Annotated in this window: 24 protein-coding genes, 2 tRNA genes and 1 riboswitch; of the genes, 13 read left to right on the top strand and 13 right to left on the bottom strand. The window is 70.6% G+C overall.

Annotated elements, in window-relative coordinates; genetic code table 11:
• Positions 1-288: 288 nt before the first annotated feature.
• The 6 genes from IEZ07_RS27550 to IEZ07_RS27525 form a co-directional block, all read right to left on the bottom strand.
• Positions 289-2,874, bottom strand: a complete 2,586-nt coding sequence (locus IEZ07_RS27550) for a valine--tRNA ligase (protein ID WP_191897412.1) — start codon at positions 2,872-2,874, stop codon at positions 289-291.
• 198 nt (positions 2,875-3,072) lie between these two features.
• Positions 3,073-4,350 (bottom strand): ATP-dependent Clp protease ATP-binding subunit ClpX, encoded by a 1,278-nt coding sequence (gene clpX, locus IEZ07_RS27545; RefSeq protein ID WP_068903694.1) that lies wholly within the window; start codon positions 4,348-4,350, stop codon positions 3,073-3,075.
• Between the two features lie 193 nt (positions 4,351-4,543).
• On the bottom strand, positions 4,544-5,188 hold the full coding sequence (locus IEZ07_RS27540) for an ATP-dependent Clp protease proteolytic subunit (RefSeq protein WP_068903692.1): 645 nt from the start codon (positions 5,186-5,188) through the stop codon (positions 4,544-4,546).
• A gap of 11 nt (positions 5,189-5,199) precedes the next feature.
• Positions 5,200-5,844, bottom strand: a complete 645-nt coding sequence (locus IEZ07_RS27535) for a ClpP family protease (protein WP_153054624.1) — start codon at positions 5,842-5,844, stop codon at positions 5,200-5,202.
• Between the two features lie 322 nt (positions 5,845-6,166).
• Positions 6,167-7,537 carry a trigger factor gene (gene tig, locus IEZ07_RS27530; protein ID WP_191897411.1) on the bottom strand — a complete coding sequence of 457 codons (1,371 nt, stop codon included), beginning with the start codon at positions 7,535-7,537 and terminating at the stop codon, positions 6,167-6,169.
• A gap of 207 nt (positions 7,538-7,744) precedes the next feature.
• Positions 7,745-8,611 carry a Sco1979 family transcriptional regulator gene (locus IEZ07_RS27525; protein ID WP_191897410.1) on the bottom strand — a complete coding sequence of 289 codons (867 nt, stop codon included), beginning with the start codon at positions 8,609-8,611 and terminating at the stop codon, positions 7,745-7,747.
• 244 nt (positions 8,612-8,855) lie between these two features.
• Here IEZ07_RS27525 and IEZ07_RS27520 point away from each other — a divergent pair, with 244 nt between their 5' ends.
• Positions 8,856-9,362 (top strand): ATP-binding protein, encoded by a 507-nt coding sequence (locus IEZ07_RS27520; protein WP_239320717.1) that lies wholly within the window; start codon positions 8,856-8,858, stop codon positions 9,360-9,362.
• 84 nt (positions 9,363-9,446) lie between these two features.
• On the opposite strand, the gene IEZ07_RS27515 is transcribed toward IEZ07_RS27520, so the two are convergent.
• Positions 9,447-9,520: transfer RNA gene (locus IEZ07_RS27515), tRNA-Pro, on the bottom strand.
• An 88-nt stretch (positions 9,521-9,608) separates the two neighbouring features.
• Between IEZ07_RS27515 and IEZ07_RS27510 the strand changes: the two genes are divergently transcribed.
• A tRNA-Gly gene (locus IEZ07_RS27510) sits at positions 9,609-9,679 on the top strand.
• A gap of 122 nt (positions 9,680-9,801) precedes the next feature.
• On the opposite strand, the gene IEZ07_RS27505 is transcribed toward IEZ07_RS27510, so the two are convergent.
• The gene (locus tag IEZ07_RS27505) at positions 9,802-9,951 is read right to left on the bottom strand and encodes a hypothetical protein (protein WP_191897409.1); all 150 of its coding nucleotides are present in this window, start codon (positions 9,949-9,951) and stop codon (positions 9,802-9,804) included.
• 140 nt (positions 9,952-10,091) lie between these two features.
• Between IEZ07_RS27505 and IEZ07_RS27500 the strand changes: the two genes are divergently transcribed.
• From IEZ07_RS27500 to IEZ07_RS27490, 3 genes are all read left to right on the top strand, one after another.
• Positions 10,092-11,450, top strand: a complete 1,359-nt coding sequence (locus tag IEZ07_RS27500) for a TrpB-like pyridoxal phosphate-dependent enzyme (protein ID WP_191897408.1) — start codon at positions 10,092-10,094, stop codon at positions 11,448-11,450.
• 254 nt (positions 11,451-11,704) lie between these two features.
• Positions 11,705-13,465: an ATP-binding SpoIIE family protein phosphatase gene (locus IEZ07_RS27495; RefSeq protein ID WP_191897407.1), complete on the top strand. Its 1,761-nt coding sequence runs from the start codon at positions 11,705-11,707 to the stop codon at positions 13,463-13,465.
• Between the two features lie 161 nt (positions 13,466-13,626).
• Positions 13,627-14,196 (top strand): TIGR03086 family metal-binding protein, encoded by a 570-nt coding sequence (locus IEZ07_RS27490; RefSeq protein WP_191897406.1) that lies wholly within the window; start codon positions 13,627-13,629, stop codon positions 14,194-14,196.
• Between the two features lie 87 nt (positions 14,197-14,283).
• Here the strand turns inward: IEZ07_RS27490 and IEZ07_RS36385 are convergent, their stop codons facing one another.
• Positions 14,284-14,361, bottom strand: coding sequence for a 50S ribosomal protein bL37 (locus IEZ07_RS36385; protein WP_373293985.1), 78 nt, complete (start codon positions 14,359-14,361; stop codon positions 14,284-14,286).
• 113 nt (positions 14,362-14,474) lie between these two features.
• On the opposite strand from IEZ07_RS36385, the gene IEZ07_RS27485 reads away from it, so the two are divergent.
• The 5 genes from IEZ07_RS27485 to IEZ07_RS27465 all read left to right on the top strand — a co-directional run bounded on the left by IEZ07_RS27485 (position 14,475) and on the right by IEZ07_RS27465 (position 18,894).
• On the top strand, positions 14,475-15,080 hold the full coding sequence (locus IEZ07_RS27485; protein WP_191897405.1) for an HD domain-containing protein: 606 nt from the start codon (positions 14,475-14,477) through the stop codon (positions 15,078-15,080).
• Positions 15,081-15,162: 82 nt separating this feature from the next.
• Positions 15,163-15,963 carry a DeoR/GlpR family DNA-binding transcription regulator gene (locus IEZ07_RS27480; RefSeq protein ID WP_191897404.1) on the top strand — a complete coding sequence of 267 codons (801 nt, stop codon included), beginning with the start codon at positions 15,163-15,165 and terminating at the stop codon, positions 15,961-15,963.
• Positions 15,960-17,057 carry a galactose-1-phosphate uridylyltransferase gene (galT, locus tag IEZ07_RS27475; RefSeq protein WP_191897403.1) on the top strand — a complete coding sequence of 366 codons (1,098 nt, stop codon included), beginning with the start codon at positions 15,960-15,962 and terminating at the stop codon, positions 17,055-17,057. The genes IEZ07_RS27480 and galT overlap by 4 nt, the downstream gene beginning before the upstream one ends.
• A gap of 72 nt (positions 17,058-17,129) precedes the next feature.
• Positions 17,130-17,265, top strand: a riboswitch (cyclic di-AMP (ydaO/yuaA leader).
• A 90-nt stretch (positions 17,266-17,355) separates the two neighbouring features.
• Positions 17,356-18,303, top strand: a complete 948-nt coding sequence (locus IEZ07_RS27470; RefSeq protein WP_239320720.1) for a coiled-coil domain-containing protein — start codon at positions 17,356-17,358, stop codon at positions 18,301-18,303.
• An 84-nt stretch (positions 18,304-18,387) separates the two neighbouring features.
• Positions 18,388-18,894 (top strand): DinB family protein, encoded by a 507-nt coding sequence (locus IEZ07_RS27465; protein WP_191897401.1) that lies wholly within the window; start codon positions 18,388-18,390, stop codon positions 18,892-18,894.
• Here IEZ07_RS27465 and IEZ07_RS27460 read toward each other — a convergent pair.
• The 3 genes from IEZ07_RS27460 to IEZ07_RS27450 form a co-directional block, all read right to left on the bottom strand.
• Positions 18,881-19,525: a MarR family winged helix-turn-helix transcriptional regulator gene (locus IEZ07_RS27460; RefSeq protein ID WP_191897400.1), complete on the bottom strand. Its 645-nt coding sequence runs from the start codon at positions 19,523-19,525 to the stop codon at positions 18,881-18,883. The genes IEZ07_RS27465 and IEZ07_RS27460 overlap by 14 nt on opposite strands.
• Positions 19,526-19,575: 50 nt before the next feature.
• Entirely contained in the window at positions 19,576-20,880 is a 1,305-nt protein-coding gene (locus tag IEZ07_RS27455) for a M50 family metallopeptidase (RefSeq protein ID WP_239320723.1), read from the bottom strand.
• Positions 20,881-20,976: 96 nt separating this feature from the next.
• Positions 20,977-22,092: a PP2C family protein-serine/threonine phosphatase gene (locus IEZ07_RS27450; RefSeq protein ID WP_191897399.1), complete on the bottom strand. Its 1,116-nt coding sequence runs from the start codon at positions 22,090-22,092 to the stop codon at positions 20,977-20,979.
• Positions 22,093-22,210: 118 nt separating this feature from the next.
• Here IEZ07_RS27450 and IEZ07_RS27445 point away from each other — a divergent pair, with 118 nt between their 5' ends.
• Positions 22,211-23,440 carry a GNAT family N-acetyltransferase gene (locus IEZ07_RS27445; protein ID WP_191897398.1) on the top strand — a complete coding sequence of 410 codons (1,230 nt, stop codon included), beginning with the start codon at positions 22,211-22,213 and terminating at the stop codon, positions 23,438-23,440.
• Positions 23,441-23,515: 75 nt separating this feature from the next.
• The gene (locus IEZ07_RS27440; protein WP_157237510.1) at positions 23,516-23,671 is read left to right on the top strand and encodes a hypothetical protein; all 156 of its coding nucleotides are present in this window, start codon (positions 23,516-23,518) and stop codon (positions 23,669-23,671) included.
• A 19-nt stretch (positions 23,672-23,690) separates the two neighbouring features.
• Here IEZ07_RS27440 and IEZ07_RS27435 read toward each other — a convergent pair whose 3' ends face one another.
• On the bottom strand, positions 23,691-24,158 hold the full coding sequence (locus IEZ07_RS27435) for a ribose-5-phosphate isomerase (RefSeq protein WP_189239229.1): 468 nt from the start codon (positions 24,156-24,158) through the stop codon (positions 23,691-23,693).
• Positions 24,159-24,257: 99 nt separating this feature from the next.
• Here IEZ07_RS27435 and def point away from each other — a divergent pair, with 99 nt between their 5' ends.
• A complete protein-coding gene (gene def, locus IEZ07_RS27430) occupies positions 24,258-24,746 on the top strand; it encodes a peptide deformylase (protein ID WP_068903665.1) in 489 nt (162 codons plus the stop codon).
• Positions 24,747-24,755 lie beyond the last annotated feature (9 nt).

Here is a 24,755-nt window from a genome sequence, read left to right as displayed (position 1 = left end):
ACCGGAACCGCCCCGTTTCCGGGGCAACCCCTCTAACTTACCTCGACATCCCGTTCGTGTCCACTCGCGTGGTCGTGTCCGATTTGCTGAGGCTTTGAGAGAGGAGAGGTGCAGGGGCTCGCCCTGCAAGAAGAAACCTTAGCAGCCTCTGCGGCTGACGTGACCAACTTCCCGGTAACAGGTGGGTCTTCCCAGTGCCAGAAGACTCCAAACACGAGGACGCGGGGTCAACAACCCCCCGCGTCCTCGCCTCATGCCGGTTCAGCGTCCCGGCCCCACCCTCCCGATTCAGCCGGCGGGCAGCGCGGCCAGCTGAGCGGTGAGCCGGGCGATGTCCTGGTCGGCCTGAGCCGCACGGTCCCGGACCTTGCTCACCACGTCATCCGGCGCCTTCGACATGAACTGCTCGTTCCCCAGCTTCGCGGCCACCTGCGCCGCCTCCTTGCGCGCCGCCGCGAGATCCTTCTCCAGGCGCTTGCGCTCGGCGGCCACGTCGATGGTGCCAGCGGTGTCGATCTCCACGGCGATACCGTTCACGTCGAGACGCGCGGTCGCCGTGAAGGACTCCGACGGCTCGTCCAGCCGGAGCAGCGAACGGATCGCGCTCTCGTGGGTGGCCAGAGCCGTACCGGCGAGGGACAACCGCGCCGCCACCCGCTGGCCGGGCTTGAGTCCCTGGTCCGAGCGGAACCTGCGAACCTCGGTGACCAGGTTCTGAACCGCGAGGATCTCTCCCTCCGCCGAGGGGTCGCGCAGGGACTCCTCGGCCGTGGGCCAGGGCGCGACCACGAGGGATGGCCCTTCGGTCAGCGCCCTCCACAGTTCCTCGGTGACGAACGGCACCAGCGGATGGAGCAACCGCAGCAGGGCGTCGAGGACATGCCCCAGGACCAGCCGGGTGTGTTCCTGGCCCGCCGCGATCTGGATCTTGGCGAGCTCCACGTACCAGTCGCAGACCTCGTCCCAGGCGAAGTGGTAGAGCAGGTCGGAGACCTTGGCGAACTCGAACTCCTCGAAGGCGGCGTCCACGGACGCCGTGACCTCCTGGAGACGGGAGAGGATCCACCGGTCCGCCGCGGTGAGCTCCGTCACGGGAAGCTCTCCGACCGCGGCGCCGTTCATCAGGGCGAACCGGGTCGCGTTCCAGATCTTGTTGCAGAAGTTGCGGGAACCGCCCGCCCACTCCTCGCTGATCGCCACATCGGAGCCCGGGTTGGCGCCGCGCAGCAACGTGAAGCGGGTCGCGTCGGCGCCGAAACGCTCCACCCAGTCCATCGGGTCCACGACGTTCCCGAACGACTTGGACATCTTCTTGCCGAACTGGTCGCGGACCATGCCGTGCAGCGCGACGGTCTGGAACGGCGGTCGGCCGTCCATCGCGTACAGGCCGAACATCATCATCCGGGCGACCCAGAAGAACAGGATGTCGTAACCCGTCACCAGGACCGAGGTCGGGTAGAACTTCTCCAGTTCGGGCGTCCGGTCGGGCCAGCCGAGGGTCGAGAACGGCCAGAGCCCCGAGGAGAACCAGGTGTCCAGGACGTCGGGGTCCTGGACGTAGCCCTCGGGCGCCTCCTCGTCCGGGCCCACGCAGACGACCTCCCCGGCCGGGCCGTACCAGACGGGGATACGGTGGCCCCACCAAAGCTGCCGTGAGATGCACCAGTCGTGCATGTCATCGACCCAGTCGAAGTAGCGCTTGGCGAGCTCCGGCGGATGGATCTTCGTCCGGCCGTCCCGGACCGCGTCACCCGCGGCCCTGGCCAGCGGCGAGACGTCGACGAACCACTGCAGCGAGAGGCGGGGCTCGACCACCGTCTTGCAGCGCGAGCAGTGGCCGACCGAGTGCAGGTAGGGCCGCTTCTCGGCGACGATCCGGCCCTGCTCCCGCAATGCGGCGACCACGGCCGGCCGCGCCTCGAAGCGGTCGAGGCCCTCGAACGGACCGTGCGCGGTGATCACTCCGCGCTCGTCCATGACCGTCATCGACGGGAGCGAGTGCCGTCGGCCGATCTCGAAGTCGTTCGGGTCATGGGCCGGGGTGACCTTGACCGCACCGGTGCCGAAGGCGGGATCGACGTGCTCGTCCGCCACGACCGGGATGCGGCGGCCGGTCAGCGGGAGCTCCACCTCGCGGCCGACCAGGTGGGCGTAGCGCTCGTCGGACGGGTGGACCGCCACGGCGGTGTCCCCGAGCAGCGTCTCGGCCCGCGTGGTGGCGACCACGATGGAGTCGTCGCCCTCGCCGTACCGGATCGAGACGAGCTCTCCCTCGTCCTCGCTGTGCTCGACCTCGATGTCCGACAGGGCGGTGAGGCAGCGCGGGCACCAGTTGATGATGCGCTCGGCGCGGTAGATGAGCCCGTCGTCGAAGAGCTTCTTGAAGATCGTCTGGACCGCGCGGGAGAGCCCGGGGTCCATGGTGAAGCGCTCACGGGACCAGTCGACGCCGTCACCGAGCTTCTTCATCTGGCCGAGGATCCGGCCGCCGGACTCCTCCTTCCACTGCCAGACCCGCTCGACGAACGCCTCACGACCGAGGTCGTGCCGGGACAGGCCGTCCTTGGCGATCTCGCGCTCGACCACGTTCTGGGTGGCGATGCCCGCGTGGTCCATGCCCGGCATCCAGAGCGTCTCCTTGCCCGCCATGCGGGCCCGGCGGGTCAGCGCGTCCTGGATCGAGTGGTCCAGCGCGTGCCCCATGTGCAGGACACCGGTCACGTTCGGCGGCGGAAGGACGATGGTGTACGGCTCGCGCTCACTGCTCGGGTCCGCGGTGAAGTATCCCTCCGCTACCCAGCGCTCGTAGCTCCGGGTCTCCACATCGGCGGGTGTGTACTGGGTGGGCAGCTCTGGAGTCGTCACGGTGCCCAATTCTAAGGACGTCCGGGTGGCCGTCGTCCCATCGCCCGGTGAGTCGCGGATGTGCGGACGGCTCACGCCCGTCCGTCCGGCGGCGTCCGGCCGGCTTCTCCCGTCCATGGACCGCTTCTCACCCGGTCCCGGACGCGACGGCGCCCCCGCGGTGGTCTGCGGGGGCGCCGTCGTACGAGATCGGGGCGGGTGCCGGGGTTAGGCCGACTTCTCGCGCGGGGCCCGCTGCTTGCTGAGCTGGTCGCGCGGGACGAGCGTCGGGTTGACGTGCTCGAGCACCGACTCCCGGGTGATGACGACACGGGCCACGTCCTCGCGGGACGGCACCTCGTACATCACCGAGAGGAGGACCTCCTCCAGGATGGCCCGCAGGCCGCGCGCGCCGGTGCCGCGCAGGATCGCCTGGTCGGCGATGGCCTCCAGGGCGTCCTGAGTGAACTCGAGCTCGACGTTGTCGAGCTCGAAGAGGCGGCGGTACTGCTTCACGAGGGCGTTGCGCGGCTCGGTGAGGATCTGGATGAGCGCCTCGCGGTCGAGATTGTGCACGCTCGTGATGACCGGGAGACGGCCCACGAACTCGGGGATCATGCCGAACTTCAGCAGGTCCTCGGGCATCACGTCGCCGAAGATGTCGGAGGAGTCGATGTCCTCCTTGGAGCGGATGATGGCGTTGAAGCCGATGCCCTTCTTGCCGATCCGGGACTCGATGATCTGCTCGAGGCCGGCGAAGGCTCCACCGCAGATGAACAGCACGTTGGTGGTGTCGATCTGGATGAACTCCTGGTGCGGGTGCTTGCGTCCGCCCTGCGGCGGCACGCTCGCGGTGGTGCCTTCCAGGATCTTCAGCAGCGCCTGCTGCACGCCCTCGCCCGAGACGTCGCGGGTGATCGACGGGTTCTCGCTCTTGCGGGCGATCTTGTCGACCTCGTCGATGTAGATGATGCCGGTCTCGGCCTTCTTGACGTCGTAGTCGGCGGCCTGGATCAGCTTGAGCAGGATGTTCTCGACGTCCTCGCCCACGTAGCCCGCCTCGGTCAGCGCGGTGGCGTCGGCGATGGCGAACGGGACGTTCAGCATCTTCGCCAGCGTCTGGGCGAGCAGTGTCTTGCCGGAACCGGTCGGGCCCAGGAGCAGGATGTTCGACTTGGCCAACTCGAGACCGTCGTCACGACCGCGCTCACCGGACTGCACCCGCTTGTAGTGGTTGTAGACCGCCACCGAGAGGGCCTTCTTCGCCTTGTCCTGACCGATGACGTAGGCGTCGAGGAACTCGTAGATCTCTCTCGGCTTGGGCAGGCTGTCCCACTTGAGCTCGGAGGACTCGCTGAGCTCCTCCTCGATGATCTCGTTGCAGAGATCGATGCACTCATCGCAGATGTATACGCCGGGCCCGGCGATGAGCTTCTTGACTTGCTTCTGGCTCTTCCCGCAGAAAGAGCACTTCAGCAGGTCTCCCCCGTCGCCGATGCGTGCCACCCCAGATACTCCTTTGCGTGGGACCGCCTGGCTGCCGCGGTCCGGTTCTTTCGAGACCGGTCGGAACCCGGTACGAAAAGTCATCCCGCTTAGGTTTCGACGTTACCGCCTTCTGAGCCCTCAGTGAGCCCTCTGACGGCGAGTCGCACCGGAAGGTGCCCAATTGGGCACCGTTCCGATGCAATCTACCTCCTCAGGAGGCGACAGCCTTGGCGAGCTTCTTGCGCGACGGGATGATGTCGTCGATCAGCCCGTACGCCTTGGCTTCCTCGGCGTTCAGGATCTTGTCGCGCTCGATGTCCTTGCGGATCTCCTCGGCGCCCTTGCCCGAGTGACGCGCCACCAGGGTCTCCAGGAGCGCGCGCATCCGCAGGATCTCGCGTGCCTGGATCTCGATGTCGCTGCCCTGCCCGCCGCCCTCGGTGGAGGGCTGGTGGATGAGCATCCGGGCGTTCGGCAGGGCGAACCGCTTGCCCGCCGTACCGCCGGCCAGCAGGACCGCGGCGGCCGAGGCCGCCTGGCCCAGACAGACCGTCTGGATGTCCGGCCGGACGAACTGCATCGTGTCGTAGATCGCCGTCATGGCGGTGAACGACCCGCCCGGCGAGTTGATGTAGATGCTGATGTCACGGTCGGGGTCGAGCGACTCCAGCGTCAGCAACTGCGCCATGACGTCGTTGGCGGACGCGTCGTCGATCTGCACGCCGAGGAAGATGATGCGATCCTCGAACAGCTTATTGTACGGGTTCATCTCCTTCACGCCGTACGACGTGCGCTCGACGAAGGAGGGGAGAACGTAGCGGCCGTTGATGTCTCCCGGCCGGATCAACTCACTCACGTTGTGTCCCTTCAGGAGACTGCGCCCTCGGAGGGCACCTGGCGGGCGCTCCGGACGACGTTGTCGATGAAGCCGTAGTCCTTGGCCTCCTCGGCCGTGAACCAGCGGTCGCGGTCGGAGTCGGCCTCGATCTGCGCCAGGTCCTGGCCCGTGTGGAACGCGATGCGCTCCGCGAGGGTCTTCTTGACGTACAGCATCTGCTCCGCCTGGATGGCGATGTCGGCGGCGGTGCCGCCGATGCCGCCCGAAGGCTGGTGCATCATGATGCGTGCGTGCGGCAGGGCGTAGCGCTTGCCCCGCGCGCCGGCGCAGAGGAGGAACTGGCCCATGGAGGCGGCCAGACCCATCGCGACCGTGCACACGTCGTTCGGCACGTATTCCATCATGTCGTAAATCGCCATGCCGGCGGTCACCGACCCGCCAGGCGAGTTGATGTAGAGCCAGATGTCCCGCTCGGAGTCATCCGCTGCCAGGAGAAGCAGCTCGGCACAGATTCGGTTGGCGATCTCGTCGTTGACCTGGGTGCCCAGCACGATGATGCGCTCACGCAGCAGCCGCTGGTAGAGCTGGTCTTCGAGCCTGAACGAGCCGGTCGGCTGGCTCATCGACTCGGGCCCGGAGGCGGTCGGCTGGTAGAAGGTCGGCGGGCTGGTCACAGCGTCACCTTCCGATGCGTCGTAATCGATTGGCTTTGCTTGTGACCTTAACGCGCGGCGCCTACCGGACATGCCCCCTCCACGTGCTGTTCGCCGACAGCGCATGATGAGCCTCCGGCCGCCCCGGTGCCCGCCCGGAGGTTCCGCCGCCTCAGGAGGGGCCCGCAGGCGCCGGTGAAGGGCGCGTTCCGGGGCCCTGGCGGCGGCCCGTCCGCCGGTCCTCCCCGCGGCTTCGGGAACCGGGCGCCCCCGGAAACCGGAACGGCGCCCCCGCCGTGCGAACACGGTGGAGGCGCCGCGGGTGTTCCGGCGGAGCGGGTGCCTACTCCTCGGTCTTCTCCTCGGCGGGCTCCTCGGTGGGCTCCTCGCCGTTGATCTCGGTGTAGATGGCCTTGAGGTCCACCTCGTTGCCGGCCTCGTCGACGACCTTGGCGGCGTCCCCGACGACGCTCTTGGCCTTGTCGCGGACGATCTCGACCATGGCCAGGGTGAGCTGGTCGTTGTCGGCCAGGTGCTGGGCCAGCACGTTCGGGGCGACGTTCATCTGCATGGCGCGCCGCACCACGAAGTTGGTCAGCTCCTGCTCGCTGACACCGAGCTCCTCCGCCTTGACGATCTTGTCGAGGACGAAGCCGGTCTTGAGCGCCTTGGCGGAGCTCGCCTCGAGCTCGGCGTGGCGCTCCTCCTCGGTGGTCTGGTAGAGGCGGAAGTAGGCGTCCTTGCTCAGGCCGCTCTCCGCGATCTGGTGCTCGAGGTTGTGCTTGCGGTTGTCGAGCTCGGCCTTGAGCGCGCTCTCCGGGAGCGGAATGTCGATCTTGTCGAGGAGGGCGTCGAGCGCGTTCTCCCGCGCCTGCACGACCTGGTCGATGAGCTTGTTGCGGCGGATCTGCTCGCGGAGGCTGTCCTTGAGCTCGTCGAGGGTGTCGAACTCGCTGGCCAGCTGGGCGAACTCGTCGTCGAGCTCGGGGAGGACCTTCTCCTTGACGCTCTTGACGGTGATGGTCACCACGGCCTCCTCGCCGGCGTTCTCGCCGCCGACCAGGTTGGTGGTGAACTCCTTGACGTCACCGGCGGACATGCCGGCCAGTGCGTCGTCCAGGCCCTGCAGCACCGAGCCGGCGCCGACCTCGTAGGAGACGTCGTTCGCCTGCTGCTCCTCGATGTTCACGCCGTCGATGGCGGCGGCGAGGTCCATGACGACGAAGTCGCCGTTCGCGGCGGGACGCTCGACCCCGGTCAGCGTGGCGAAGCGCTGCCGCAGGCCGTCCAGCTGGGTGTCGACGTCCTCGTCGGACACCTCGGCGACGGGGACGGTGACCTCGAGGCCCTGGTAGTCGGGCACCTCGAAGTTCGGGCGGATGTCCACCTCGGCGGTGAACTCGACCTGCTCGCCGTCCTCGATCTTGGTGACCTCGATCTCCGGCTGGCTGACCGGGAAGATGTCGCTCTCGTCGACGGCCTGGCCGTACAGCTTCGGCACCGCGTCGTTGAGGGTCTCCTCCAGCACCACCGCGCGGCCGAAGCGCTGCTCGATGATGCGGGCCGGAACCTTGCCGGGGCGGAAGCCGGGAACGCGCACCTGCTGCGCGACCTTCTTGTAAGCCGCCTGCATGCTCTCGCCGAGCTCCTCGAACGGCACCTCGACAGTGAGCTTGACCCGGGTCGGGCTGAGCTCCTCGACAGCGGTCTTCACGGGGTGGTCTCCTTGATCAAGCTTCGAGTGATCGCGGGCGCGCGCCAATTCGTACGGCTATCGCGGCAAGCTCGCGCGCCGCGCCCACATGAGCGACGCAGGGCACAGCCTCAGGAGATGCGGTTCGGGGCATGCTCCACTGCGGCGGGTGTCCAGCGCCACAGGCCAGTCTAGGGCAGACCCGTACCCCTCAGCGAACGGCGCGGGTCAGATCTCCTTGATGATGCGCCGGAGGATGTCGACGGTCTCACCCGGCGTGGTGCTCACCGCGCACAGGCGCTCCATGACCTCGCTGTAGCGGTCCACCTCCTCGGGCTTGTCGAGGTAGAGCGCGCTGGCGAGCTGCTCGACGTAGACGACGTCGGGAAGCTCGCTGTCGTGGAAGCGCAGCACGCTGAAGGCGCCGCCCTCCGCGCTGTGCCCGCCGAAGCTGAACGGCATCACCTGAATCGTGATGTTCGGCTGGCGCATCAGGTCCATCAGGTGCTCCAGCTGCGCCCGCATCACCTCGGCGCCGCCGATGGGGCGCCGCAGCGCCGCCTCGTCGATGACCGCCCAGAAGAACGGGCCGTCGGACCGCTCCAGCACCCGCTGGCGTTCGAGGCGCAGGTCCACCCGGCGCGCGATCTCCTCGAGCGCGATGCCGGCGCCTCCGGCGGTGATGATCGCTCTGGCGTACTCCTTGGTCTGGAGCAGGCCTGGCACGAACTGCACCTCGTAGGTGCGGATGCGGGCCGCCGCCTCCTCGAGGCCGACGTACGTCTGGAACCAGTTGGGGAGCAGGTCGTTGAAGCGGTGCCACCAGCCGGGCTCGTTCGCCCGGGACAGGAGGTCCATGACGGCCGCCCGCGCCTCCTCGTCCTCCACCCCGTAGAAGGTGAGCAGGTCCGCGACGTCGCGCTCCCGCAGCCCGACCCGCCCGAGCTCCATCCTGCTGATCTTGGATTCGGAACCCCGGATCAGGTGGCCGGCCTCCTCCCGCGTGAGCCCTCTGGTCTCGCGCAGACGGCGCAGCTGGGAACCCAGGAGGATGCGCAGAGCTGTGGGACCCGATCCCTGCTGGGTCTGCGTCACTTCGCCTCCCTATTCACTTGGGCCAGCGCACACAGTGTCACCACTTCCGGCCGTTATGACAAGGCCTTGGGCGTGCGCCCTATTAGTCAGCCTTGTACCTTAAACGCACATGCCGCTGCACGCTGCAACTGCACGTGCATTTGGGTCTTGCAGGACCCGCCCGCGTGACTCATGATGGCTTGGTGCATATTGGGCTTATAGTGCACAAGCTTTGAAAACTCTCAACCGGCGCGGAGAGCTCACGATGACAGCGGGAGGTACCGGCAGGATGGTGGAGGAGCCACGATCGGCTGCCGCCTGCCTGCAGGCGACTCGTGAGATCGGCTTCGATGAGCTGCTCGCGGCCGACCGCTCGGACTCGGCGGCCTGCCCGCTCCCCCGTCAGGCCGACTCCGTGAAGACCGCCCGGGACGTGACCCGCTCCACGCTGGACGACTGGGGGCTGTCCGAGCTCAGCGACGACGCCGCGTTAGTGGTTTCGGAACTCGTCACCAACGCCGTTCGCTACGCTCTGTGCCCGTCCGATCGGTCCGAGGCGCCGATCACCCTGATGCTGCTGCGGCTCTCGCCCCACGTGCTCCTCGCCGTGGCCGACCCCAGCGACACCCCGCCCGTCCCGAAGGAGCCGGACTTCGTCTCCGAGAACGGCCGCGGACTCTACATCGTGGAGACCTACAGCCGCTACTGGGGCTGGGACCACCTCTCCCGCGGCGGCAAGGCCGTCTGGGCCCTCTTCAGCGGCACCGTCTGAGCGCCGGCCGCACGGTCCGGAGGAAAGAAGAACCCCGGAGGAGACGAGAGCCGGGCGCCGGTCGGAACCGGCGCCCGGTCGATGTCGGGGTGACAGGATTTGAACCTGCGGCCCCCTGCTCCCAAAGCAGGTGCGCTACCAAGCTGCGCCACACCCCGGCGGTCGGGTACGCGCACGGTCCGGATCTCCGGTACGATTACGCCCTGACGACCGGATGAAGTCTAGACCAGACCAACACCGGATCGCGCGGACGTAGCTCAATGGTAGAGCCCCAGTCTTCCAAACTGGCTACGCGGGTTCGATTCCCGTCGTCCGCTCTCACGAAGAAGGGCCAGGTCACCGGGTAACCGGAGACCTGGCCCTTCTTCTTCCCGGCGAATTCTCCGATCTCTCACATCGGTCCGCCCGGATCTCTCACACCGGCCCGCCCGCCGGCCGGTCAGCCGCTCGCCGGACCGCTCAGCCACTGCTTGAAGCGGAGGTCCTCGACGAACGCGGTGTCCGGGACCTCCTCCGCCGGATGGGCCTCGACCGTCTCCTCGGGCAGCACCCTCTCGGGGAGCCGCCTCCAGTGCTTCTCTGTCTCCACGGATCCAGCGTACGTCCGCGGCGGGCGCCGTACCGGGGGAAGAAGAGGCGCGGTGCATCCTCGAAGGACAAAAGGGAAACGCGTGGACCACGGCGGGTGAGGTGAACGACACTGAGAGCAGCGACCCCTGGAGGCGAACCGTGTCCGAGGCCACCCGCGTGCTGCTCGACGAGTCCCGCATCCCGCGCAACTGGTACAACATCCTGGCCGATCTCCCGGCCCCTCCCCCGCCGCCCCTGCACCCCGGCACGCGCCAGCCGGTCGGTCCCGACGATCTGGCCCCGCTCTTCCCGGCGGAGCTGATCGGCCAGGAGGTCTGCACCGACCGCTTCGTCCCCATCCCGGACGGCGTCCGCGACGTCTACCGGCTCTGGCGGCCGACGCCGCTGATCCGCGCCCGGCGGCTCGAACGCTCGCTCGGCACCCCGGCCCGGATCTACTACAAGTACGAGGGCGGCTCCCCGTCCGGCTCCCACAAGCCCAACACCGCCGTCCCCCAGGCGTACTACAACGCCCGCGAGGGGGTCCGCCGGCTCACCACCGAGACCGGCGCCGGGCAGTGGGGCTCGTCCCTGGCGTTCGCCTGCGCGCAGTACGGCCTCGAGTGCGAGGTCTGGATGGTCCGCGCCTCCTACGACCAGAAACCGCACCGCCGGTCCCTCATGCGGGTGTACGGCGCGACCGTGCACGCGAGCCCGTCACCGGAGACCGTCTCGGGCAGCAAGATCCTGGCCGAGGACCCGGACTCCCCCGGCAGCCTGGGCATCGCGATCAGCGAGGCCGTCGAGGTGGCCGCGGCCGCCGCCGACACCCGGTACGCCCTGGGCAGCGTGCTCAACCACGTGCTGCTCCACCAGACGGTCATCGGCGAGGAGGCGATCGAGCAGCTGGCGGCGTTCGGCGAGGTGCCCGACCTGATCGTCGGCTGCACCGGCGGCGGCTCCAACTTCGCCGGGCTCGTCTTCCCGTTCCTGAGGGAGAAGCTGGCCGGGCGGATGGACCCGGTGATCCGCGCGGTGGAGCCCGAGGCCTGCCCGTCACTGACCCGGGGCGTCTACGCCTACGACTTCGGTGACGCCGCGGGGCTCACCCCGCTGCTGAAGATGCACACGCTCGGCCACGGCTTCGTGCCCGACCCGATCCACGCGGGCGGGCTGCGCTACCACGGCATGTCCCCGCTGATCTCGCACCTGTACGAACTGGGCCTGTTCGAGGCGGTGGCCAAGGGGCAGACCGAGTGCTTCGAGGCGGGCCTGCGCTTCGCCAGGACCGAGGGGATCGTCCCCGCCCCCGAGCCGACGCACGCGCTGGCCGAGACCGTCGCCGAGGCGCTGCGCTGCCGGGAGACCGGCGAGCCGAAGGTCATCCTGACCGCGCTGTGCGGGCACGGGCACTTCGACCTGAACGCCTACGACCGCCACCTGGCGGGGGAGATGGAGGACTTCGCGCTGCCGCAGGAGCGCATCGACACCGCGCTGGAGGAGCTGCCCGTCACCTGAGAGCGGAGACCGGCCGCGCCTTCCGGCGCGTCCCCGGACCCGGACGAGACATCCGGCGGTTTCTCAGGTAAACATGAGACTCCATCGTAGATCATTCTTTACGCTTGGCCCGAGCCGGAGTCAAGCACACGGGAGGGACGTGTGACGGAGAGCGACCAGGTCCGGGTGCCGTTCAAGTCCTTCCTGCACGCGATCTCCATCGAGAACGTGCCCGGCACCGGTGGTTCCTTCGTTCCCGAGCCGCGGTGGGACGAATGAGCACCGACGCCCCGGCGGAGCGGGCCGACCACCGCTTCGTGACCAAGACCCCCGCGACGGGCGAGGTCCGGATGGGCAGCCCGGCCTCCGTGCACGAGCGCTTCTCGCTGCTCAACGCCGCCAGCAAGCGCATCGGCACCACCTTGGACATGTTCGAGACGGGCCGGGAGCTGATGGAGGTCGCCGTGCCGCGCTTCGCCGACGCGGCCGGCATCCTGGTGCAGGACCGGCTCGTCACCGACGGCGAGTTCCCGCACCGCAGCACCGACGGCTCGGCGCTGGTCCGGCGTCTCGCGGTCGGCGTGGCGTCCGCCGTCCCCGGGGAGTACGCCCGGGCCTTCCCGGTGGACGAGGTCACCGTCTACGACGCCTGGACGCCGTACGCCAAGGTGATGGCCACCGGCAACCCGATCCTGTACCCCCGGCTGGGCGCCCGCACCGCGCGGGAGATCGGCCGCGCCTGGAAGCGCGACGAGGTGACCAGGGTGCTGGAGGACAGCTCGTTCCTGGTGGTGCCGTTGAAGGCGCGCGGCCGGGTGCTGGGCTTCGTCGTCTACACCCGCCGGCCGGACAGCGACCCCTTCGACGAGCAGGACGTGGCGCTCGGCGAGGAACTCGCGGCCAGGACCGCGATCTGCCTGGACAACGCCCGGCTCTACGGCCACGAGCGCCGGACCGCGCTGACCCTGCAGAGCAGCCTGCTCCCCTCCGACCTCTACCAGCCCCTCGGCCTGTCCATCGCCTCCCGCTACCTGCCGGCGAGCGACCTGGCGGGCGTCGGCGGCGACTGGTACGACGTGATCCCGCTGCCGGGGTGCCGGGTCGCCCTGGTGGTCGGCGACGTGATGGGGCACGGTACCCGGGCCGCCGCCACGATGGGCCAGCTCCGGGTGGCGGCCCGCACGCTGGCCAGCCTGGACCTGAGCCCCGGCGAGGTGCTGTTCCGGCTCAACCGGATGAGCCAGGACCTGGACGGCAGCCAGATCGCGACGTGCGTCTACGCCACCTACGATCCGGTCACCCGGCTCTGCACGATCGCCCGCGCCGGGCACGTGCCTCCGGTCCTGGCGCACCCGGACGGCACGACGGAGGTCGTCGAGGTACCCGCGGGCCTCCCGCTCGGCATCGGCAACGACCCGGTCGAGACCGCCTCGCTCACCCTGCCGCACGGCTCCGTGCTCGCCCTCTACACCGACGGCCTGGTGGAGAGCCGCGACCGCGACATCGACGAGGGCATCGGCGCGCTGCGGCAGCTGCTCTCCGGCCGGGGCGAAGGGCTGGGCAAGGACCTGGAGGAGGTCTGCGACCTCACGATCGGCGCCCAGCGGCCGGGACACGAACGCGACGACATCGCGCTCCTGCTGGCCCGGGTGCGCGAGCTGTCCGAGAACGAGGTCGCCGTGCTCGCGCTCCCGCCGGACACCCGTTCGGCGGCGAAGGCGCGCGGCTTCGTCCGCGCCACGCTCTCCGAGTGGGGGCTGGATTCCGTCTCCGACGGCACCGAGCTCATGGTGAGCGAGCTGGTCACCAACGCGGTCCGGCACGGTGCGGGGCCCGTCGGGCTCCGGCTGCTGCGCGGTCCGAGCCTGGTCTGCGAGGTGGCCGACCGCTCGCCCTCGATGCCGGTCATGCGGGAGGCCGCGGGCACCGACGACAGCGGCCGCGGCCTGCAGCTCATCAACTGGATGGCCCACCGCTGGGGGACCCGCCCGACGCCCCAGGGGAAGATCGTCTGGGTGGAGCAGAAGCTGCTCTAGCGCCGCTCCAGGACACCCGGCGCCGGACGCGGGCCGCGTGACGACCGCGGTACGGCCCCCTGCCCGGGACCCGGAGCGCCCGTCCGGTCATGCCCGACGGGTGCGCTGACTACTGGCGCTCCACGGGTTACGGTCGAATCGATGATTCGGGAGGGCAGCACATGACCATCGACATCCGGGAGGCCTACCGGCGGGCACTGGACGGCTTCGGCGCCCTCGTCCACCGGATCGCACCCGGGCAGTGGGAGAACCCGACGCCGTGCGCGGGCTGGGACGTCCGCACCCTGGTCAACCACGTGGTGAGCGAGAGCCTGTGCGTGCCCGAACTGTTCGCCGGGCGGAGCGCCGCGGAGATCGGCGGCGCCTTCGACGGCGACCTGCTCGGCGACGACCCGCTGAAGGCCTTCGACTCCTCGGCCGCCGCCGCCGTCCAGGCGACGGGTGAGGGCGGTTCCCTGACGGCCGTCGTCCGGCTCTCGTTCGGCGACGTGCCCGGCGCGGAGTACATCACCGAGCTGTTCGCCGACGCGCTCATCCACACCTGGGACCTGGCCCGGGCGATCGGCGCGGACGAGCGGCTCGACCCCGAGCTGGTCGAGGCCTGCGCGGCCTGGTTCGCCGACGCCGGGGACGACTACCGGCAGGCGGGCGTCATGGGTGATCCGCACCCGGTGCCCGCGGGCACCGGCCTGCAGGCCAGGCTGCTCGCCGCCTGGGGCCGCGCCGGCTGAGGCCCGCCGTGCCCGGAGACGGCCCCGGCGGGAGCGCAGCGCCCTGCGGAAGCACCGGGTCCGCGACGGGGCACCGGGCGCGGCGCGCTACCGCGCCGCGGGCCGCTTGCCGTGGTTGGCCTTCCGCTTCTTCCTCGCCCGCGCCTTGCGCGCCCGTCTGGCCATGTGCGACCGCCTCCGTCCGTGGATCCGGGTCCGGCCTCCACCGTCCCCCGGGAACGCACGCCGTACAAGGCCCAAGTCGCAGGCCGTCCGGCGGCCGCCCCTAGAGTCCGGGCATGAGCTCTCACCTGATGGCCCGCTGGCGCGCCCTGACCGGCCCCGGAGCCGACCGGCTCGGTGCGGACCTGATCGCCCGGTACGGCGAGCCGCACCGCAGATACCACACCACCGCCCATCTGGAGGCGGTGCTCGACCACGTCGACGCGCTGGCCGGGCACGCCGGAGACCCCGACCTGGTACGGCTCGCGGCCTGGTTCCACGATGCCGTCTACGATCCGCAGCGCGGCGACAACGAGGAGCGCAGCGCCCGGATGGCCGAGCGGGCCCTGCCCGAGCTGGGGCTGCCGTCCCCGGCGGTCGCCGCGGTGGCCCGCCTGGTCAGGCTCACCGTCACCCACGCCCCCGAGTCCGGGGACGCGGACGGGGCCGTGCTGTGCGACGCCGACCTGGCGATCCTGGCCGCGCCCCCGGAGGTCTACGCCGCCTACGCGGCGGCCGTGCGCGAGGAGTACGCCTTCGTCCCGGACGAGGCGTTCCGGACCGGGCGGGCGGCCGTGCTGCGCTCCCTGCTGGACCTTCCGGCGATCTTCCACAGCGCGGGCGCCTCAGTGTGGGAGGGAGCCGCCCGGGAGAACATGCGAGGGGAAATCGCCTGCTTGTGAGGATTATCCAGCACAAACGCACATCTTCCCTGCGTTGCAATGTGGTAATTTGATGGAAGTTGTTTGATTAAGGAGTGGGTCAATGCTCGCCCAACAGCGGCAGCAGGCGATTCTGGAGCGGGTGCGCAGCAGCGGCGGCGTCCGCGTCGCCGATCTCGTCCGGGAGCTCGGCGTGTCCGACATGACGATCCGCCGGGACCTGGAGGTCCTCGCCGAGCGCGGCCTGCTGGAGAAGGTCCACGGCGGGGCCACCGCCGCCGGCCCCGGATCGACCGAGGAGCCCGGGTTCGCCGCCAAGTCGGCCCGCCAGCAGCCGGAGAAGGAGGCGATCGCCCGGCAGGCGGCCCGGCTCGTCCGGCCCGGCACCGCCATCGCGCTCTCCGCGGGCACCACGACCTGGACGCTGGCCCACTTCGTCACCGACGTCCCCGAGCTGACGGTCATCACCAACTCGGTCCGGATCGCCGACGTCTTCCACCGCTCGCCCCGCGCCGACCGCACGGTCGTGCTGACCGGTGGCGTGCGCACCCCCTCCGACGCGCTGGTCGGACCGGTCGCGGTCGCCGCGATCCGCGGGCTGCACGTGGACACCCTCTTCCTCGGGGTGCACGGCATGAGCTCCCGCGCCGGGTTCACCACGCCCAACCTCCTGGAGGCCGAGACCGACCGCGAGCTGGTCGCCTCCGCGCACCGCCTGGTCGTGCCCGCCGACCACACCAAGTGGGGCACGGTCGGGATCAGCACCATCGCCCGCCTGTCCGAGGCGCACGTCGTCATCAGCGACCCCGGGCTGCCCCAGGAGGCCCGCGAGGAGATCTCCGCCCAGGCGGGCGAGCTCGTCATCGCCGAACCGGAGCAGGACAGGCAGGTGGCGGGCCGGTGAAGCGCACCCTCACCCACCTGGCCGACGGCCGGGAGCTGTTCTACTTCGACCGGTACGACGACATGGACCGCGGCGCCGTCGACGAGCGCGAGCTGCCGCCCCGCCCGGCTCCCTCGGAGCTGCGCTACGACCCGCTGACCGAGGAGTGGATCGCGATCGCGGGGCACCGGCAGAGCCGGACCTTCCTGCCCCCCGCCGACCAGTGCCCGCTCTGCCCGTCGGCCCCCGGCCGCCTCTCCGAGATCCCCGCCTCCTCCTACGACGTCGTCGTCTTCGAGAACCGCTTCCCCTCGTTCTCCACTCCCCCCGGCACCCACGATGATCCCGGCGGCCACGCCGGGGCGGGCGTGATCGGCGGGACCCGCCCGGGTCTGGGCCGCTGCGAGGTGGTCTGCTTCACCTCCGACCACGACTCGTCCTTCTCCTCGCTCTCCCCCGCACAGGTCGAGCTGGTCATGGAGGCCTGGATCGACCGCACCGCGGAGCTGTCCGCGATCCCCGGCGTGGAGCAGGTGTTCTGCTTCGAGAACCGGGGAGCGGAGATCGGCATCACCCTGGCCCACCCGCACGGCCAGATCTACGCCTACCCCTACGTCACCCCGCGCACGAAGCTGACCCTGCGGGCCGCCGAGCGCCACCGGGAGCGGACCGGCGGCAACCTGTTCGCCGACGTCCTGGCCGCCGAACGGGAGGCCGGGGTGCGGGTGGTCGCCGCCAACGAGCACTGGACGGCGTTCGTCCCGGCCGCGGCCCGCTGGCCGTTCGAGGTGCACGTCTACCCCCACCGGCGGGTCGCCGACCTGAGCGGGCTGGACCGGGCCGAGCGCGCGGCGTTCGGCCCGCTCTACACCGGCGTGCTGCGCCGGCTGGACGGGCTGTTCGGCGTGCCCATGCCGTACGTCGCGGCCTGGCATCAGGCGCCGGTCAACGTCGGGCGGGACCTGTCGTATGCGCATCTGGAGCTGTTCAGCATCCGCCGGGCGCCGGACAAGCTGAAGTACCTCGCCGGGTCGGAGTCCGCGATGGGGGCTTTCGTGAACGACGTCCCGCCCGAGGAGGCGGCCCGGCTCCTGCGCGCGGCGATCACGGATTGATCACCGCTTGGTCTCGGCTTGGAGCCGCATGACCATCCCATTACCACTACTATCCTTCAGTCATCGGCTTCAACAGCAGATATGCCTAATCCCGGGCTCCTCGCCCGGGAGCCGGGGAACCACCGCATCTGGGGTGAACCACATCAGTGGAAGGGCTTCCTCCAGCCCGAACCCGTCAGCTAACCCGGCCGGCTGAAGGAGAGGAGAGTTCGTGGCGGCTGCGTCGCCTGCGTCGCCTGCGTCGCCTGTATCGGCTGTGTCCCCCACGTCCCCTACGTCCCCCACGTTCCGTCACCGCGTGGCCGCGGCCGTCTGCCTGGTCTCGGCGCTCGGCCTCACCCTCGGCGTCCCCGCCGCGGGCCTCGCGGAGCCCAAGCCCACCGAGGCGGAGCTCCGCAAGGACCTGAAGAGGCTCGGCAAGAAGGTCGACGGGCTCATCGAGGCCTACGCGGCCAAGCGGGAGTCCGTGCGCAAGGCGGAGAAGGCGGAGGGCGTCGCCAAGGACAACCTCCGCAAGGCGGAGAAGACCTACCAGGAGGCGAAGCAGGAGGTCGACTCGATCGCCCAGCTCCGCTACCAGAGCAACTCCGGCGACCTGCCCGTGCTGCTGTTCTCCGGTGAGGGCGACATGGCCGCCGCCGCCGTGATGGAGCAGCTCGTCGCCCAGCAGTCCGCCTACCTGGAGGGCTTCGCCGTCAGCAGGGACCGCAGGAAGCAGGCCGCGGAGCGGGCCGCCCGGCTCACCGACGACCTCCGCGAGGAGGCCGAGGAGGTCGAGGACCGGCGCGAGGAGGCCGAGAAGGTGATCCGCGACATCAAGCGGAAGCTGGACCAGCTGGTCCCCCTCGGCTCCGGCCGCCGCGCGGACGGCAGCTGGGTGCCCCAGCTGCCCAACGGCCCCGACAACATCACCGACCGCACCCGGAACATGCGCGACGTCGTCAAGCGGCGCTTCGAGCTGACCCACACGGTCGGCTGCTACCGGAGCATGAACGACGGAGGCGAGCACCCCCTGGGCCGTGCCTGCGACTTCATGATGAGCACCGGCGGGGCGATGCCCTCGGCCGCCGGCCTCAGGCTCGGCGACGAGATCGCCGCCTGGGTCCTGAAGAACAGGGGCAAGCTCGGCGTCAAGTACGTGATCTGGCGCCAGCGCATCAACCACGGCTCCGGCTGGCGCTTCATGTCCGACCGCGGCGGCAACACCGCCAACCACTACGACCACGTGCACATCTCGATGCTCTGACCCGCCGCCCTCGGCCGGACAGGACTTCCAGTCGGGGACAAAACGGTATGACAGTGGTCGGGCGTGCGGGCAGGATGAGGACCCATGACTGACAAACGGGTCGATCCCCCCTTCATCGCCGATGAGACGTCCATGCTGCACAGCTGGCTGGACTGGCACCGCGAGACCCTCGCCGTCAAGTGCGCCGGCCTGACCGAGGAGCAGCTGCGGCTGCGCGCCGCCGCGCCGTCCGCGCTCTCGCTGCTGGGCCTGGTCCGGCACCTGGCCGAGGTGGAGCGCTACTGGTTCCGCGAGATCCTGATGGGCGAGGACGTGCCCGACCTCTTCTGCACCCAGGAGGACCCCGACGGGGACTTCGACAACGTGGAGACCGCCTCGGCCGAGGAGGCGTTCGCCCACTGGCGGACCGCGATCGAGGACGCCCGGCGCGTCTCCGCCGGACTGCCGCTGGAGACCGCGGGCAAGACCCTGCGCAGGGGCGAGGAGGTCTCGCTCCGCTGGATCCTGGTCCACATGATCGAGGAGTACGCCCGGCACAACGGCCACGCCGACATCATCCGCGAGCACATCGACGGCGTCACGGGCGAGTAGCCGCGCCCCGGGCCGGGTCTGCGGTCCCGCCGTCCGGGAGCGGGCCGGACCGGGTGCCGGGAGAGGGCGTCACCGGACCACCGGGCGCCGGGACCGTACCGGACGCCACCGGCGTGTCGGCCCCGCCGCCCTCCAGCGCCTCAGCGATCAGGCGGTCGAGGGCGGCCGAATCCGCCGGACGGGCCGTGGCCGCCTCGGCGAACCGGGTGAGCAGCCGGGCGAACGCCTCCCGGTCCGCCCGGTCCCAGTCGGCCATCAGGCCGTCGAGGTAGGCCCTCCGATAGCGGACCACCGCCTCCAGGACCCTGCGTCCGGGCGCGCTCAGCACCAGCCGGGCCCGCCTGGCATCGACCTCGGACTCCTCACGGGTCACCAGGCCCGCGCCGATCGCGTCGTTGACCAGCCTGCTCGCCGTGGACGGGTCGACGTCGAGCTGCTCGGCGACGGCCCCCACGGTCACCTCGGCGACGTCCAGGCTCAGCTTGTGCACGGCGTGCACGACCATCACGTTGGACATCTGCACCGGCCGCTGCGGATCGGCGGTCTTGCGCGCGCGCAGCGGCCGCGACCATATCCGGCGCAACCGGAACAGCGCCACGTCGATCACCGCTCCGGGCGTCCCGTCCTCCACGGCCCCACCCTATCGGCGGCCCACCGCGGCGGGCCGCGCCCGAAGCCGGGTCAGCCGGCCAGGCGGATCGGGTTGACCAGGTCGGCGTACATCAGCAGGCCGGCCATGATGATCATCGTGAAGGCCAGCACGTAGGTCAGCGGGAGCACCTTGGCGATGTCCACGTGCGCCGGCTCGGGCCTGCGGGTGACACGGGCGAAGCCGCGCTTGACCCCCTCCCAGAGACCGCCGGCGATGTGGCCGCCGTCCAGTGGGAGCAGCGGGATCAGGTTGAACAGACCGATCGCCAGGTTGAAGCTGGCCAGCAGGCTGACGAAGACGGCCGCCTTGTTCTCCAGCGGGGCGTCAGAGGACGCGATCTCGCCGCCGATGCGGCTGACGCCGATGACGCCGATAGGGCCGTCCTTGTCGCGCTCCTCCCCGGAGAAGGCGGCGTTCCAGACGCCGACCATCTTCTCCGGGAAGCGCAGCAGCGCGGCGGCGGTCCTGGAGGTGATGTCCCCCATGTGCACGACCACGGCGCCGAAGTCCTGCTTCTCGATGACCTGCTTGGGGCTGACCCCCAGGTAGCCGACCCGCTCCGTCTTGCCGGGCTCGTCGAGGGACTCGCGGTCCTGGGCGATGAGGGTGGCCGTGACGGTCATCGGCTGCCCGCCCCGGGTGATGCCGATCTGCACCGGCCCGGCGCCGCTGCCGCGGATGGCGCGGGTCGCCGCCTCCCAGGTGGCTGCGGGCCTGCCGGCCACCGAGACGATGACGTCGCCGGGCCGCAGCCCCGCCGCGGCGGCCGGACTGGCCGCGTCGGCGGCGGTGCACTCGGGGTTGGCGGCGTACTGGGCGGCGGTCTTCACGCACGCCGGGACCGAGGCGATCTCCGTCTTGTGCACCGTGACGCCGAAGCCCATCAGCACGACGGCGAACAGGACGAAGGCCAGCACGAAGTTCATCGCCGGGCCGCCCGTCATGATGATGACCTTCTGCCACCAGGGCTTGCGGTAGAAGACGCGGTCCTCGTCCCCCGGACGGACCTCCTCCAGCGCGACCTCTCGGGCGTTCTCGATCAGGCCCTGCCACGGGCCGGTGGAGACCGAGCGCACCTTGCCCGGATCGTCGCCGGCGCGGGGCGGCAGCATGCCGATCATGCGGATGTATCCGCCGAGGGGGATCCACTTGACGCCGTACTCGGTCTCGCCCCGGCGGCGCGACCACATCGTCGGCCCGAAACCGACCATGTACTGCGTGACCCTGACGCCGAACAGCTTCGCCGGCACGAGGTGGCCGATCTCGTGCAGTCCGATCGAGGCCATCAGTCCCAGAAGGAAGAGGACGATGCCGATCAGGAAAAGCAGGTCCACAGAGGTTCCCCCTGGTCGCGGATTTACCAGCAATGCCCCATAAGAGACTAGCCGAAGCCCCTGCCACCGGGACCGCGCTCCGGAACCGCGAGCGGGTCAGGGCCGCCAGATGAGGATCAGCGCGCAGTCGTCGTTGTGCCCCGACGACATGGAGGTGACCAGGTTGCGCGCCCCGCCCGCGAAACCCGAGGGCAGCAGCCGCTCGGCCTCGCCCAGCAGCCGGTCGAGACCGGCGTCGATGTCACGGCCCGGCTGCTCGATCAGCCCGTCGGTGTAGAGCATGAGCGCGTCGCCCTTGCGGAGGGTCCCCCGGTCGGGCTCGCAGTGCAGGTCCGGGACGACCCCCAGGACCACCCCCTTGGCGGAGGAGACCCGCCAGGTGCCCGTCCCCGCCTCGAACGTGACCACCGGCGGGTGCCCGGCCGAGGTGATCTCGTACTCGCCCGTGGCCAGGTCGATCCGGACGTGGACGGCGGTGACGAAGCCCTCGGCCTCCCGCTGGCGGTGCAGGTAGGCGTTGCAGGCGGGCAGGAAGTCGGAGACCGAGCCGAGCAGGCCGCCGAAGGTCCCCGACAGCATCAGGGCCCGGGTGCCCGCGTCGACGCCCTTGCCCGACACGTCGACCAAGGCCAGCTCCAGCGTGTCGCCGTCGCGCGCGGAGACCAGGAAGTCGCCTCCGAAGGAGGAGCCCCCGGCCTGCTTGAGCACCACCTTCGAACCCCAGTCCTTGGGCAGCGGGGGGAGCTCGCTCTGCTTCTTGAGCCGGTCGCGCAGCTCCAGCAGCATCACGTCGCCGCGCAGGCCCTGCACGCCGAGCTGTCCCCGGGTGCGGGACATGAGGGCGGCCAGCACGGCGGTGAAGCCGAAGGCCGCCAGCAGCCCGGGGCCGATGTGCGCCGGGCCGGCGGCGAAGCCGACATAGGCCAGCGCGGCCACGGCCGCGCCGAGCAGCTTGGCCAGGCTCCGCAGCCGGAGCTGCAGCCCGCCGACCAGGATGACGGGGATCACGAGCGCCGGGGAGAACCACTCGACCGAGACGCGGGCGGCCAGTCCCCCGATCACCAGCGTCAGCACGATCAGCGTGATGAGCAGGTTGCGGTCGCGGGCCAGCGGCCCCCGGCGGAGGAACCGCACGATGGACACCAGGAAGGGGACCCGCACCAGGAACGCGCGGAGCCCTGCGGGGATCAACGGCGCCGGTCGGGAACTCATGATGCGCTCGACTGTAGCGGGCCGCCCGCCTTTTGGGCAGCCCACTTGACCAATGCCTTGATCATTAAGCACGTATATTCGATGGCCGGAAACGGCCGTTCTGCCTACCGTGGGAGGAATGAGTCTCACCCTGCGGCCGATGACAGAATCCGACTGGTCCGAATGGATCTCCGTCGACGAGGAGGCCTTCGGCAACGCCTTCCCCGCGCACCGCGTCGGACTGTTCCGCAACAACACCGAGTTCGACCGCTCGCTGGGCGCCTTCGAAGGCGGTCGGCTGGTGGGCGTCACCGCGGTGTGCAGCTTCACCATGACGGTCCCCGGCGGCCCGATCCCGGTCGGCGGGGTCACCGCCGTCGGCGTGCTCCCCTCGCACCGCCGCCGGGGCGTGCTGACCGCCCTGATGACCCGCCAGCTGGCGGATCTGCACGAGCGGGGTGAGGCCGTCGCCGCGCTCTACGCCTCCGAGGCGGCGATCTACGGGCGGTTCGGGTACGGCAGGGCCGCCGACACCCTGTTCTTCGACATCCCCACCCGCGGCACGGCCCTGGCCCCGCACGCCCCGGCCGATCCCGCGCTGCGCCTGCGGATCGTCAGGCCCGCCGAGAGCAGGGAGGTCTTCGAGAAGGTCTTCGAGGCCGCGCTCGACAGCCGTCCCGGCCTGTACGCCCGCACGTCCGCGCGCTGGGACGCGGTCCTGTCCGACCACGAGGCCGACCAGAACGGCGCCGGCCCGCTCCGGGCGGTCGTCGCCGAGGACGACGGCGGCCCGCGCGGCTACGCGCTGTTCCGGATCAAGGCGGGCGTCACCGAGCACGACGAGCCGGACGGCGAGCTGCGGCTGAAGGAGCTCTTCGGTCTGGACCCGGCCGCCTACGCGCTGCTCTGGCGGCACCTGCTCGAACGCGACCTGGTCGCGCGGGTGAAGGCCTGGAGCCGCCCCTCCGACGATCCGCTGATCCACCTGCTGGCCGAGCCGCGCCGGCTCCGCGCGGGCTGGCTCGACGACCTGTGGGTCCGGATCGTGGACGTCGAGCGGGCCCTTCCCGCACGCCGGTACGCCGCGCCGGTGGACGTGGTGGTCGAGGTCGAGGACACCGTCTGCCCGTGGAACGCCGGCCGCTGGCGGCTGACCGCCGGCACCGGGGCGGCCCGGTGCGCGCCCACCGGGGAGGCCGCCGACCTGGTGCTGCCGGTCACCGCGCTGGGCGCCGCCTACCTGGGCGGCCGGTCGCTCACCGCGCTGCAGGCCGCCGGCGTCGTACGCGAGGCGCGGGCGGGAGCCGTACGGGAGCTGTCCGCGGCCCTGTCGTGGGAGCCGGCCCCCTGGGCGGGCCTGGTCTTCTGAGCCCCCGGCTCCTCGGGAGCCCGGCCTCCGGGAGCCCGGCCCGCCGGTACGGCGGCGCCGGGTTATCGTGGCGGCATGGCACTGCAGAGCTTGCAGATCACGGCGATCACCGCGATGCGGGCCCGGGACGTCTCCCGGCCCTCCAAGGAGCAGCAGGAGGCCGCCGACCGGCGGCCCCTGCGCGACGAGACCCCCCGCAGGGAGCCGGCGCGCAGGGGCCGGGACAGGTAGGGCGGGCGGAGCCGGGCGGCTACGGCAGCGGCGGGAGCTCCCCGGTCGTCTCGTAGGAGGCGAGCTGCTCGATGCGGCGGCTGTGCCGCTCGGCGCCCGAGTAGGGGGTCGACAGGAAGAGCTCGACGAACCTGGTCGACTCCTCCTGCGGGTGCATGCGCCCGCCGATGCTGATCACGTTGGCGTCGTTGTGCTCGCGGGCCAGCTTGGCGGTGTCCTCGCTCCAGGCCAGGGCGGCGCGGATGCCGCGCACCTTGTTGGCCGCGATCTGCTCGCCGTTGCCCGAGCCGCCGATGACGACCCCGAGGCTGCCGGGGTCCCCCGCGACGCCCTCGGCCGCGCGCAGCACGAACGGCGGATAGTCGTCCTCGGCGTCGTAGACGGACGGACCGCAGTCGACGACCTCGTGGCCGTGCTCCTTCAGCCAGGAGACGAGGTGGTTCTTGAGCTCATAGCCGGCATGGTCGGCACCGATGTAGACACGCACGGGCCCAGTGTGGCAGGTGGAGATGTCCGGCCGGACCCCCACCCCCCGCTAGAGTAATGACCGGCCCGCCACAAGAACCCTTACATCCGGGAGCCCTCCATGCGCGACATCCGAGTGATCGGGGATCCGGTCCTGCGCACGCCCGCCGAGACGGTCGTGGACTTCGACCGCGACCTGCGCCGTCTGGTCGACGAGATGTTCGCCGCGATGTACTCCGCGCAGGGCGTCGGCCTGGCGGGTCCGCAGATCGGCGTGTCGAAGCGGATCTTCGTCTACGACTGCAGCAACCGCAAGGGCCATGTGATCAACCCCGAGCTGACGATCGACGACGACGCCGAGATGGTCGACGAGGAGGGCTGCCTGTCGGTCCCGAGCCGCGAGACGGGCAAGCCGCTCTACGCCAGGACCCCGCGCGCCTCAGGGGTCACCGTCACCGGGGTCGACCGCCTCGGCCGCCCGGTGCGGGTCCGGGCCCGCGGCATGCTCGCCCGGTGCTTCCAGCACGAGACCGACCACCTGAACGGCATGCTCTACGTCGACCGGCTGGCCAAGGACGCCGCCCGCAAGGTCCTGCTCCAGACGCCCTGACCCGGTCCC

This window comes from Planomonospora parontospora, from assembly GCA_014647935.1.
GTDB classification, from domain to species: domain Bacteria; phylum Actinomycetota; class Actinomycetes; order Streptosporangiales; family Streptosporangiaceae; genus Planomonospora; species Planomonospora parontospora.
The sequence above is the reverse complement of the archived record's forward strand: the minus strand, read 5'-3'. Positions and strand labels throughout refer to the sequence as shown.

Bases quoted from the DNA above. Each gene is read 5' to 3' on its own strand.
- IEZ07_RS27520 (WP_239320717.1), top strand. From the start codon at position 8,856: ATGACAGCGGGAGGTACCGGCAGGATGGTGGAGGAGCCACGATCGGCT.
- IEZ07_RS27495 (WP_191897407.1), top strand. From the start codon at position 11,705: ATGAGCACCGACGCCCCGGCGGAGCGGGCCGACCACCGCTTCGTGACC.
- IEZ07_RS27490 (WP_191897406.1), top strand. From the start codon at position 13,627: ATGACCATCGACATCCGGGAGGCCTACCGGCGGGCACTGGACGGCTTC.
- IEZ07_RS36385 (WP_373293985.1), bottom strand. From the start codon at position 14,361: ATGGCCAGACGGGCGCGCAAGGCGCGGGCGAGGAAGAAGCGGAAGGCC.
- IEZ07_RS27485 (WP_191897405.1), top strand. From the start codon at position 14,475: ATGAGCTCTCACCTGATGGCCCGCTGGCGCGCCCTGACCGGCCCCGGA.
- IEZ07_RS27480 (WP_191897404.1), top strand. From the start codon at position 15,163: ATGCTCGCCCAACAGCGGCAGCAGGCGATTCTGGAGCGGGTGCGCAGC.
- IEZ07_RS27465 (WP_191897401.1), top strand. From the start codon at position 18,388: ATGACTGACAAACGGGTCGATCCCCCCTTCATCGCCGATGAGACGTCC.
- IEZ07_RS27450 (WP_191897399.1), bottom strand. From the start codon at position 22,092: ATGAGTTCCCGACCGGCGCCGTTGATCCCCGCAGGGCTCCGCGCGTTC.
- IEZ07_RS27445 (WP_191897398.1), top strand. From the start codon at position 22,211: ATGAGTCTCACCCTGCGGCCGATGACAGAATCCGACTGGTCCGAATGG.
- IEZ07_RS27440 (WP_157237510.1), top strand. From the start codon at position 23,516: ATGGCACTGCAGAGCTTGCAGATCACGGCGATCACCGCGATGCGGGCC.
- def (WP_068903665.1), top strand. From the start codon at position 24,258: ATGCGCGACATCCGAGTGATCGGGGATCCGGTCCTGCGCACGCCCGCC.